The organism is Pseudomonas sp. GW823-FHT05G12, from assembly GCF_058795575.1.
Genome location: NZ_CM179501.1, coordinates 2396671 through 2408595, shown reverse-complemented (window position 1 = coordinate 2408595; position 11925 = coordinate 2396671). Strand labels below are relative to the sequence as shown.

Below are 11925 nucleotides of genomic sequence, written 5' to 3'. Positions count from 1 at the left end.
CCCGGCAGTCTAGCCTGCCAGGCACGCCCGCGCACAGCCCTTTGCGCCAGGTTCATCGGCCTTGGTACAGGCCAAGCGCTGTGAGTTCACGCGCGGTTTCGAGGATGCACTGGCGCAGGGTCTCGACGATCTCGTCCACCTGCGCATGGGTGATGATCAACGGTGGCGACATCACGTTCAGGTGCATGATCGGGCGCACCAGCAACCCTTTTTCCTGCGCCTTGCTGTGGATGCGCTCGCCGATGTTCACCTCATCGGCGAACAGTGCCTTGCTGGCCTTGTTGGCGACGAACTCGACACAGGCCATCAGCTTCATGCAGCGCACATCCCCCACCAGCGGCAGATCGCGCAGGCTCTGCAAGCGTTGCTCAAGGTAACCCCCCACGTCGTTGACATGATCGAGCAGTTGCTCGCGCTCGATGATCTCGATGTTCTTCAGCGCCGCCGTGCAGCACACCGGGTGGCCGCTGTAGGTAAACCCGTGGGTAAAGCAACGACCCTTGCCTGGCTCGGCAATCACTTGCCAGATGCGCTCGGAAAAAATACACGCGCCCAGCGGCAGGTACGCCGAGGTCAGGCCTTTGGCGGTGGTGATGATGTCTGGGGTGACGCCAAACAGTTCCTCGCTGGCGAAGAAGGTGCCCAGGCGCCCGAACGAGGTCACCACTTCGTCGGCGACGAACAGGATGTCGTAGGTCTGGCACAGCTGCCACATGCGCTGGAAGTAGCCCTCGGGCGGAATGATCACCCCGCCCGAGCCCATGATCGGCTCGGCGAAGAACGCCGCCACGTTGTCGGCACCCAGCGACAGGATCTTGTCCTCGAACTCGGCCACCAGGTAGTCGAGGAATTCGGCCTCGTCCATGTCGTGCGGGGCACGGTACGGGTTGGGGTTGGAGACGTGGTGGATCAGGTCGTGGTGATAGTCGAACTCCGGCACCCGGTCGGCGGCCTTGTTGCCGATCGACATGGTCAGGGTGGTGGAGCCGTGGTAGGCGTTGTAGCGGGCGATGATGTGCTTCTTGTGTGGCTTGTCGCGGCAGTTCTGGTAGTACTGGATCAGCCGGTAGGCGGTGTCGACAGCGGTCGAGCCGCCGGTGGTGAGGAACACATGGTTCAAGTCGCCCGGCGCCAGCTGCGCAAGCTTCTGGCTCAGTTCGATGGCCACATCGTTGGCCATGTCGGAGAACGGGTTGGAATACGCCAGCTGGCGCACCTGGTCTGCGATGGCCAGGGCCATTTCCTCGCGGCCCAGGCCGATGTTGGTGCACCACATGCCGCCAACGGCATCGAGGAAGCGGTTGCCGTGGGTGTCACGAATGTAGGCGCCCTCGCCGGCGACAATGTTCAGCGCGCCTTGCTCGCGGTGCTCGTCGAACACATGGTAGCCGTGCATGTAGTGGGCCTTGTCGGCCTCCACCAGCGGGTCGTGGGCGATAGCGAATGCTTTGCTTGGGGTGGCCATGGGCAGCTCCTTGGCGAGAATGTTTGGGCAGTGTTCAGAAACCGGTCTTGACCGTGCTCCAGACCCGGGTGATGGCGCGCATGTCCTTGGGGCTCTGGGTTTTCTGCGCGAACAGGCGCTCACGGGTTTGTGCGTCGGGGTAGATGGCCGGGTCCTGGCGGATGTCGTCACGCACCAGCGCGGTGGCGGCGGCGTTGCTGTTGCCGTAGTGGATGTAGTCGGTGACCTTGGCCATGGTCTGCGGCTGCAGCAGAAACTCGATGAAGCGGTGGGCGTTGGCCGCGTGCGGCGCATCCTTGGGGATGTACAGGTTGTCGAACCAGATCAGCGAACCTTCCTGGGGGATGAAGAACGACAGTTTGATGTCCTTCTTCGCTTCCACCGCGCGGGCCTGGGCGGTGGCGTAGTCACCGGACCAGGTCAGCGCCAGGCAGACATCGCCGTTGGGCAGGCTGGTGAGGTAGTTGACCGAGTCGAACTTGCGAATGTAGGGGCGGATGCCCAGCAGCAGTTGCTCGGCCGCCTTGAGGTCGGTAGGCGACGCGCTGCGCGGGTCCTTGCCCAGGTACTGCAGGGCCAGCGGAATGACCTCGGTGGGCGCGTCCATCAGGGTGACGCCGCAGTCGGCGAAGCGCGAGACGATCTTGGGGTCGAACAGCATGGCCAGCGAACCGATCGGCGCGTCGGGCATGCGCGCGGTGATCTTGTCGACGTTGTAGGTTACCCCCGAGCTGCCCCAGGTATAGGGCGCCGAGTACTTCAGGCCAGGGTCGTAGCCCTGCAGGTTGTTGACCACCTGCTGATCGAGGTTTTGCCAGCTAGGCAGTTGCTGCTTGTCCAGTGCCTGGAACACGCCGGCGCTGATCAGCGGGGGGACCAGCGAGGCGTTGAGCATGACCAGATCGTAGCCGGAACGGCCGGTGAGCAGTTTGGTCTGCACGGTTTCGTAGCCATCAAAGGTGTCGTAGATGACCTTGATGCCGGTGGCCTTCTCGAAGTCGGCCAGGGTGGTTTCACCGATGTAGTCGGTCCAGTTGTACAACCGTAACGTGTTACCACTGTCCACCTCTGCCGCCTGGGCCAGGCTGGCGCCAGACGCCAGCAGCAGACCGCCAATCACCTTCAGTACCTTGCGCATGGCAACTCCATCGTGTGAGTGCTCCGGATCGAGCCGATGGGTTCACTATCGGTGGATTCGCCCAGGGGTGACATACCCCGAATGTGTGGGTGGTCGTTTTTTGGCAGGTGGCGCTGGAAGGTTTGCAGAACATCGTATGCCGACAAAATGTTGGGGCTGCTTTGCAGCCCTTTCGCGACACAAGGCCGCTCCCACAAGGACGGCGCAGCCTTCGAAGCTGGCGGCAATCCTGTGGGAGCGGCCTTGTGTCGCGAAAGGGCCGCAACGCGGCCCCAGTGTTCAGTACAGGAGAAAGGTCACGTCAGCGGGTACAACGCTTCATCGAACTGCGCCAGGCGCGGGAACACCAGTGGCTGGTCGTCCGAGAGCTGCTCCAGACGCTGCCGGTATTGCTGCAGAAAGTCCTGCCGCGCATCAGCACTGATGTACGGCACATGCCACGCCACGAACGGCGGCAGCACCTCGAACCCGACATAGGCCAGCGTGCCACGCAGGATCGGCCGCAGCATGTCTTCCAGCGGCCCGTGAATCGCGCCGTCGCCAAACATGTGCTCGCGCCCGCCCAGGGTCACGGTCACCAGCGCCTTCTTGCCCACCAACCCGCCCTGGTCGTAGAAGCGCTTGCCGCCATAGCACACCCCCGACACCAGCACCCGGTCGATCCAGCCCTTGAGCATGGCCGGGGCCGAGAACCAGAAGATCGGGAAGTTCAGCACCAGCAGATCGGCCCACAACAGCTTGTCCAGCTCCTGCTGGATATCGGCGGCAATGGCACCGCGCTTGACGCCCTGACGCTGCTCCAGCGCATACACGAGGTACTCGGGGTTCTCGCGCTGGGTAAAGTCATCGGCACTGGCCACCGGGTTCCAGCCCATGGCGTACAAGTCACTGACCTGCACCTGATGGCCTTGGGCACGGAAGGTTTCCACAGCCTGGTCACGCAGGGCTGCCGTGAACGATTGCGGTTCGGGGTGAGCGTGGACGATCAGTACATTCACAAGCATTCTCCTCACACAAAACAGGTTATCTTGCCGCAGTGGTTCAGCAGCGCGCGCCTTCCTTCTGGCCCGGGCGGCGCGTACGCTGGACGGTGTGCTCACGCATCCGTCTGCCCGCGCATCAGTTCGCCGGCGCAGCGGGCAATGCGCTGACAGGCATCGACCAGCGCCTCGTTAGCCAGCACCAGGCCCAGGCGGATATGCCCGGCAGCGCTAGGGCCGAATGCCTCGCCGGCGAGCACCGACACGCCCTGGCTGTCCAACAGGTAGTCGGCGAAGGCCTGGGCGCTAACACCGGTTTCACGGATGTCGACCATCACGAACATGCCACCATCGGGCTTCAATGCCTTGAGGCCCGGGCAGCCGGCCAGCTGCTCGCACACTAGATCGCGCCGCTCGCGGTAGGCTTCGCGCATGGCGTCCAGCTCTGGCAACGGCTGCTCCAGCGCCACCACGGCGGCATCCTGGACGAAGTCCGGCAAGCCGTAGAGCATGCACAGGGCGAGGTTTTCCAGATGCGTGGCCAGTGCTGTCGAGCTGACCACCCACCCCATGCGCCAGCCGGTCATGGCATGCGACTTGGACAGGCTGTTCAACGTTGCAGTGCGCTCGGCCATGCCCGGCAGGCTGCCGGGGCTGACATGCTCGCCTTCATACAGCAGCTCGCTGTAGACCTCGTCAGAGATCAGCCACAGATCATGGGCAATGCACAGTTCGGCCAGCGCCTCCCAGGTGGCGCGCGGCAGGCTCGCCCCCGAAGGGTTGTGCGGGCTGTTCAGCGCCAAGGCGCGGGTGCGCGGGGTAATGCGCTCGGCGACGTCACGCGGGCACACGCGAAAGCCATTCTCGGGCTTGACCGGTACCGGTACCACCTTGGCGCCACAGGCGCCGAACACGGCCTCGTAAGTGACATACATCGGTTCGGCAACGATCACCTCATCGCCTGGGTCGAGTATGCACTGGGCCACGCAGAACAGCGCGCACTGGGCACCCGCCAGCACGGTCACCTGGTCGACGCTCACCGCCTGGCCACTGCGCTGCCGGTGACGGTTGGCGATGGCCTGGCGCAGCGCCAGCTTGCCGCGTACATCGGCGTAATGGGTATGGCCAGCGCGCAGGCTGTCGATGGCCGCCTCGACGATAGGCGCGGGGGTGTCGAAGTCCGGGTCACCCACCGACAGCAGCAGGATGTCCTTACCCTCGGCCTGCAGCGCAAGGGCGCGGTAGTGAATGTCCCAGGCCGCAGCCCCGTCGCCGGCGATGCGTTGGGTAAGCTTGGCGTAGCGCATGGCAATCTCCCTTCTTTGGCGGTTTCAGTCGACGAGGATCTTCGGGTTGGAACTGCCCCACACGGTGTACAGGTCGGCCAGCAACGCGCCGTTGATTTCTTCCATCTCGGCCTGGGTGATTTCGCCCCCGGCCTGCTTGCCGAACAGCACCACTTCGTTGCCCCCCTTCACGTCCGGGAAGTCGGTGACATCGACCATCAGCGTGTTCATCGACACCTTGCCCACGACCGGCACACGGTGGCCGTTGATCAGCACATGGCCCTTGTTGGTGAATACCCGGCGGTAGCCATCGGAGTACCCGACCGTAATGTTGGCCAGCCGCGAATCACGGGCCAGGGTGAAGGTGCGGTCATAGCCCACGGTGTTGCCAGCCGGATAGCTGTGCACCGCAGCCACGTGCGATTTGAACTGCATCGCACGCTTGTACTCGGTGCGCGCCGGCACGGTGTCACCGAACAGCGCGCCCCCCGTTCGTACCATGTCCAGGCGCGCTTCCGGCACCTCCAGCGTAGCGAACGAGTTGGCGGCGTGCAGGGTGAGCTTGCTGCGGTCGAGCTTCGCGTGCTTGATCAACCATTCGGTCTGCTCGTTGAAGGCCGCCAGGCCCTTGCGGACATCGTCCTTGTCTTCCACGGCGAAGTGGGTCATCAGCGCGACCAGCTTGAGGTGCTTCTGGTCGGTAATCTGCAGCGCTTCGCCACGGCCGGACCAGGTGGCCATCTCCACCCCGTTGCGGCTCATGCCGCTGGAGTTGAGCGCCATGTGAATGCGCAAGGTCTTGCCATGGCGCGCGGCGATGGCATCGGCCTGGCGGGCAAATTCCGCGCTGCCCACCAGCTCTTCCATGTCGTACTGCAAGCCATCTTCCAGCTCGCTGAGGCTGGCCAGGCGAACCCGCACCAGTTGCCCGGCGAAGCCACTGGCGCGGACCACGCGGGCCTCCTCGTTGCTGGCCACCGCCACGCAGGGCACGCCCTGGGCGATGATCGATGGCATTACCAGGCCGATACCGTGGCCATAGGCATCGGCCTTGAGCACGGCGCACAGCTTGGACTTGCCGGCCAGCTCGGTCTGCAGCGTGCGGATGTTGTGCTGCAGGGCGCTGGCGCTGACTTCGACCCAGGCATTGCTGTTTTGCACGGTCAGGGCATTGGTACCGTTGTCCATCGACAGCGGGGGGGCGGCATACAGTGGGGCTTGGCCGGTGATCAGCAGGGCCAGGGATGCGGCCAGAAGTGTACGGCGAAATGGCATGTGGGTTTCTCTTGTTCTTTTGGTTGTTCGCGGCTTAACAGACGCAGGTGTGTTTGAGTTCGATGAAGGTCACGCCGGGTGTGGCGAAACCGCTGGCCAGGTCGGCCTGCAGCGCGTCCAGATCACGCGGCTGGCGCACCGCGCAACCAAAGGCACGGGCCAGGCCGATGAAGTCCGGATTACGCGGCAGCACGCCGACCGGCTCGATGTTCAGGCCGAGCATGTCATCGCGGATCTGCCCGAGGGCGTCGTTGTTCCACAGCAGCACCACCAACGGCCGGTCCAGTTCCTCTACAGCCGTGGCCAGCTCCTGGGCGGTATAAAGGAAACCGCCGTCGCCCACCAGCACCAGGCCTGGGCGATGGTCGGTGGCAAGCATGCCGCCAATACCGGCCGGCAGGCCGTAGCCGAGTGTGCCGTAGCCGGTCGGATGCAGCCAGCTACGTGGTGCCCGGCTGGCGAAGGCGTAGTTGCCGGTGTAGGCCAGTTGGGTCATGTCGCTGCTGATGAACGCATCGTCGGGCAGCACGGCGGCAATGCGGTCAAGAATCGCCTGATGGGTGGCCTGCAACGGTGCATGCCCATGACGAATGGCCTGGCGCAGGTTGCTCACCGCTTCGCTCGCCTGAGCAGGGTCTCGGTCGAGTGCAGGCAGGTGTTCGAGCAAACCGTCCACGGTTTGCCGGGCATCGCCCTGCAGGGCAATGGCACAGGGGTAGAAGTCGTTGAACTTGCGCGGGTCGATGTCCACGCGCAGCAGCTCGCCAGTGATCGGCAGGCGCTCGCGCCAGAAGTCGGTGTCGGCCATTTCGGTGCCTACGGCAAGCACCACATCAGCCTGGCTGATCAGTTGCCAGCCGGGTTCGACGCACAGACTGGCGCCGGCATTGAGTGGCGCGTCTGGTGGCAGCACGCCCTTGCCGGCCACGCTGGTGAACAGAGGCGCTGCCAGCCGTGTACTGAGTTGCTGCAACTGCTCAGCCGCGTGCAACGCGCCACCCCCGGCAATGATCATCGGCCGCTGGGCGGCGGCAAGCTTCAGGGCAGCCTGCTCGAGGGTTTCGCGGCACGGCTGGCCACGCCCAGGACGGCGTACCACCTCGTCGCTCCAGTCCCGGCTGACCGATGCCGCCAGCACGTCCAGCGGCACCGAAATGTGCACCGGGCGCGGCCGTTCGCTGTCGAACACTGCCCAGGCGCGAGCGATCAGCTCGGGCAAGTCGTCGCCCTGCAGGGCCACCGCAGAAAACGCCGTGATGGGCGCAGTCATGGCGCGCTGGTCCTGGGTTTCATGCAGGCAGCCCCAGCCCTTGCCCAGGCTGGCGGTGTGGTTGACGCTGGAAATCACCAGCATCGGCACCGAGTCGGCATAGGCTTGGCCGATGGGGGTGGCGACGTTGGTCACGCCTGGGCCGGTAATGACGAAACACACCCCAGGCTTGCCACTGACCCGCGCATAGCCGTCGGCCATGAAGCCGGCGCCCTGCTCGTGGCGGGTCAATACATGGCGAATGCCGCTGCCCGGCAGGCCACGGTAGAGCTCCAGGGTGTGCACGCCGGGGATGCCGAACACGGTCTCCACCCCGTAGTTGGCCAACAACCGCACCAGCGCCTGGCCGGCCGTCAGGGTAAGGTCATTCATGTCGTTCTCCTTGCGCCTGGCCAAGGCGGATCAGCGCGTCGACCGCGGTGGTGCCATGGGCACCGACCATCAATGGGTTCACATCCAGCTCCAACAGCTGCCCGGCGTTTTCGCAGGCGTAGTCGGCCACCGCACGGATAGCTGCGACCAAGGCGTCGAGGTCGGCAGCCGGGCGGCCACGGAAGCCTTGCAGCAGGCTGGCACTGCGCAGCTTCAGCAGTGCGGCGCGGATGGCGCTGTCGGTGGTGGGCAACAACAGGCTGACACTGTCCTTGAGCAGTTCGACCAGCACGCCGCCGGCACCGATCACCAAGGCCAGGGCAAAGTCGTGTTCACGTTTGATGCCCACTATCAGCTCGGCCAGCGGCGGCTCGGCCATGGGTTCGAGCAGTACCTGGTCGAACGCGACGTGCGGGGCGTAGGCAGCGATGCGCTGGCGCATCTGCAACAGTGCAGCTTCCAGGGCGGCGGCATCACGCAGGTTCAACGCCACCGCACCGGCTTCGGTCTTGTGCGGCAGCTGTGCGCTGACTGCCTTCAGTACCAGCGGGTATCCCACGCGGGCGGCGTCTGCCACGGCGCGTTCGGGCGTACTCAGCACGCCCGCAGGCACCGGCAGACCGAAGGCGCGCAGGGCTTGTTTGGATTGCCATTCATTCAACAGTCGGCTTTCGCCCGTGAGGGCCTGCGGGCACAGCGGTACCCGCGCAGCCTCGCCCTGGTCCAGCAACCGCTGGCGGTTCCTTTGGTAAGCGACGATGCGCCCCCAGGCCGCCAGGCCATCTTCCACGCCCTGCAGGGCAGCGATACCCCGCGCATGCAGGCGCTCACGCGCACTGGCAGGCAACAGTTCCGGGAAAGCCGAAGTGACGAAGCCGATCTTGCCGTGGCGTTCAACGGCATCGCAGTACAGCCCCAGCAGCAGGTCGCATTCCTTGCGCTCGCCGGTGAAGGCCGCCGGGTAGTCCAGCACCAGCATCGCCGCGCCCGCGGCGCCGCTCAGGGTGTTGTCGAGCATGCGTTGCAGGGCGGCCTCGTCGCCCCAGATGGCAGTGGTGAAGTCCAGTGGGTTGACCAGGTTGGCATAGCCCGGCAACACCTCGGCCAGTGCCGCCACCTGCTCTTGCGCGAGCTTCGGCAGTTGCAACTGGTTGCGTTCGGCATAGTCGGCAATCAGCCCGGCATCGCCGCCTGAGCAGGCCAGCGCAATCAGCTCGCCATCTGCCGGCAAGCGTCCGCAGGCTGCGGCCTTGAGCGTTTCGACAAAGCTCACCGGGCCGCTGACGCGGATCACCCCCAGGCGCTGGAACAGGCTGTCGTACAACGCATCGGAGCCGGACAACGAGCTGGTGTGGCTGAGCGCCAGTTCAGCGCCGATCTGCGAAACGCCCGTCTTCAATGCAATGATCGGCGTGCCCTGCTGCAGCGCCTTGCAAGCGGCGCGGGCGAAGCCCGGCACGTTCTTCAGGCCTTCCAAATGCAGGCCGATGGCGGTTACCCGTTGGTCGTCGAGCAGCACATCCATCAGCTCGGCCACACCCAGTTGCGCCTGGTTGCCGACCGAGGCCATGTAGGCCACCGGCAGCGAGCGGTCGCTCATGGACAGGTTGTAGGCAAAGTTGCCGCTCTGGGTGAGGATCGCCACGCCCTTCTCCACCTGCTGGCCGCCATGGGCCACCGGCCAAAGGGCTGCACCGTGCAGGTAGTCGAGCAGGCCATAGCAGTTGGGGCCGAGCAGGGCCATGTTGCCGGCCGCAGCGAGCAGGCGCTGTTGCAACTGGCAGCCCTCTTCGCCGCTTTCGGCAAAGCCGGAGGCATAGCAGATGGCACCCCCGGCGCCACGCGCGGCCAGCTCGGCAACGCACTGCAACGTCAGCTCACGGTTGGTGGCGATGAACACCGCGTCCGGGGCGTAAGGCAAGTCGGCCACGCGGGCCACGCAAGGGATGCCTTCCAGGCTTTCATGCTGCGGGTTGACCAGCCACAGCTCACCGGCAAAGCCGCCTTCGGCGCAGCGCTTGAGCGCCCGCGCCATGCTGCGCCCGCCAACGAAGGCCAGGTGCCGGGGCGCCAGCAGGCGCTTGAGGTTGTCACGAATCGATTGCGACATGGGTGTTCTCCTGGCGCTCAGCGCAGCAGCGGGCGCAGCAGTTCGCGGGCGATGATGTGCCGCTGGATTTCCGAAGTGCCCTCCCAGATGCGCTCGATACGCGCGTTGCGCCAAATGCGCTCAACCGGCCCTTCGTCCATCAGGCCCATGCCGCCGAAGATCTGCACGGCTTCGTCGGCGACCTTGCCCAGCACTTCGCTGGCAAACAGCTTGGCCATGCCGGCCTCACCGTCGGTCATGTTGCCCTGGTCCATCTTCCAGGCGGTGTGCAGGGTGAGCATCTCGGCCGCGCGGATCTGCGTGGCCATGTCGGCCAGCTTGAACGACACCCCCTGGTAGCTGCCGATGGCCTGGCCGAACTGCTTGCGGTCGGCGGCCCATTGCAGTGACAGGTCGAGGGCGCGCTGGGCCTGGCCCACGCAGTTGGCGGCGACCATCACCCGGCCGGCGGTAAGCCAGGCATTGGCCACTTCCCAACCTTTGCCCACTTCGCCCAGCACCTTGCTGGCCGGCACCCGGCAGTCGTCGAAGAACAGCTCGTAGGTGTGATAACCACGGTTGCTCACGCACTTGGGACCACGGCGGATGGTCATGCCCGGCGTACCCCGGTCGACCAGCAAGGCGGTGACCGCATTGCGCTTGCGCCCGTTGTGCTCGTAGGTGTCGGTGACCGCGAAGACGATGGCAAAATCGGCGTGGCCGGCGTGGCTGATGAAGTGCTTGCTACCGTTGATGACAAAGTCATCGCCCTGGCGCAAGGCGCGGGTCTTGATGGCGTTGGCATCAGAGCCGGCGCCCGGTTCGGTGAGGGCGAAGCAGTCGACCTTCTCGCCCTGCACGCACGGCAGCAAGTAGTCGTTGATCTGCTCGTCCTTGCAGGCCATGAGGATTTTCGACGGCCGTGCAACGAAGACATGCAGCGCCCAGGACACCTTGGACAGCTCACGTTCGATCAGCGCCTGGGACAGGTAGTCCAGGCCGCCCCCTCCCACTTCCTCGGGCATGTTGAAGGCATAGAACCCGGCAGCGATGGCCTTGCCACGGATCTGCGCGGCCAGTTCGGGTGACACAGCGTCGGCGCGGTCCACCGCTTCCTCATGGGGCAGCAGCTCCTTGGCAACAAAGCTGCGTACCGCTTCCACCAACATTTCTTGTTCTTGGGTCAGTTGGAAATTCATCTGCGAAGGTCCTGATGAGGGTCGGGTATCGGATTACTGGCCGGTAAAACGGGGGGCGCGGCGTTCAACCGAGGCTTGCAGGGCCTCGGCGCCATCCTGGCTGCGGCCGCACAGCAGGCCGGCGTGGCGCTCAGCCTCCAGCTGCTCGGCGAGGGTGCGCCGGGCGCCGTCGCGGATCAGCTGCTTGGTCTGCGCATAGGCGAACGTCGGGCCATTGGCCAGGCGCCCGGCCAACTCGGCCGCCACGGCGGGCAGTTGCTCGTCGGCGCAGACTTCGCTGACCAGCCCAGCCGCCAGGGCACGCTCGGCGCCCCACAGTTCATCGAGGAACAACAAGCGCTTGGCCTGCTCGCTGCCGATCAGCCGTGGCAGGTGCCAGCTGGCGCCGGCATCGGGGCTGTAGCCCATGCTGGTGTAGCCGGCCTTGAAGCGCGCCGAGGCGGCGGCGATGCGCAGGTCGCAGCACAGGCTAAGGTCCATGCCACCGCCCACGGCGGTGCCGTTGATGGCGGCGATGGTGGGTTTGTCGAGGCTGTACAGGCGCAACATCAGGGCATGGGCAGTTTCGGTCCAGCCGTAGCTTTCCAGGGTGCCCGCCGCTTCGGCAGCAGCCCATTCGGCCAGGTCGGCGCCAGCGCAGAAGCTGCGGCCGCTGCCGGTCAGCACCACCACGCGTACGGCGGGGTCGTCGGCATGGCTGTCGAGCAGGGCGTGCAGTTGCTTGAGGGTGGGAATGTCCAGCGCGTTGCGCTGCTCGGGGCGGTTGAGGGTGATCCAGGCAACGCCAGCTTCGACCTTGCTCAACAGTGGCGACGACGGGGTAGTCATGGGGGCCTCGGTGTTGTTGTGAT

Annotated in this window: 9 protein-coding genes; all 9 read right to left on the bottom strand. The window is 65.2% G+C overall.

All coding sequences use genetic code 11. The annotated features are described in order from the left end of the window. Nucleotides 1-52 precede the first annotated feature (52 nt). Nucleotides 53-1465, bottom strand: a complete 1413-nt coding sequence (locus tag AC3RCM_RS10975; protein ID WP_064493062.1) for an aminotransferase — start codon at nt 1463-1465, stop codon at nt 53-55. 34 nt (nt 1466-1499) lie between these two features. After that, complete coding sequence (locus tag AC3RCM_RS10970) at nt 1500-2603, bottom strand: polyamine ABC transporter substrate-binding protein (RefSeq protein WP_492629606.1); 1104 nt, start codon at nt 2601-2603, stop codon at nt 1500-1502. Nucleotides 2604-2899: 296 nt separating this feature from the next. Then, nucleotides 2900-3601: an NAD(P)H-dependent oxidoreductase gene (locus AC3RCM_RS10965; RefSeq protein WP_492629605.1), complete on the bottom strand. Its 702-nt coding sequence runs from the start codon at nt 3599-3601 to the stop codon at nt 2900-2902. Nucleotides 3602-3699: 98 nt separating this feature from the next. After that, the gene (locus tag AC3RCM_RS10960; RefSeq protein ID WP_492629604.1) at nt 3700-4890 is read right to left on the bottom strand and encodes a pyridoxal phosphate-dependent aminotransferase; all 1191 of its coding nucleotides are present in this window, start codon (nt 4888-4890) and stop codon (nt 3700-3702) included. Nucleotides 4891-4914: 24 nt separating this feature from the next. Beyond that, nucleotides 4915-6144 (bottom strand): alanine racemase, encoded by a 1230-nt coding sequence (gene alr / locus AC3RCM_RS10955; protein ID WP_492629603.1) that lies wholly within the window; start codon nt 6142-6144, stop codon nt 4915-4917. Between the two features lie 34 nt (nt 6145-6178). Then, nucleotides 6179-7786, bottom strand: coding sequence for a 5-guanidino-2-oxopentanoate decarboxylase (locus AC3RCM_RS10950; protein WP_047603061.1), 1608 nt, complete (start codon nt 7784-7786; stop codon nt 6179-6181). Next, nucleotides 7779-9896 carry an acetate--CoA ligase family protein gene (locus tag AC3RCM_RS10945; RefSeq protein WP_492629602.1) on the bottom strand — a complete coding sequence of 706 codons (2118 nt, stop codon included), beginning with the start codon at nt 9894-9896 and terminating at the stop codon, nt 7779-7781. Before AC3RCM_RS10945 ends, AC3RCM_RS10950 begins: the two co-directional genes overlap by 8 nt. A gap of 17 nt (nt 9897-9913) precedes the next feature. Further along, a complete protein-coding gene (locus AC3RCM_RS10940) occupies nt 9914-11074 on the bottom strand; it encodes an acyl-CoA dehydrogenase family protein (protein WP_104887800.1) in 1161 nt (386 codons plus the stop codon). A 33-nt stretch (nt 11075-11107) separates the two neighbouring features. Beyond that, nucleotides 11108-11902, bottom strand: coding sequence for an enoyl-CoA hydratase/isomerase family protein (locus AC3RCM_RS10935; RefSeq protein WP_179053608.1), 795 nt, complete (start codon nt 11900-11902; stop codon nt 11108-11110). Nucleotides 11903-11925 lie beyond the last annotated feature (23 nt).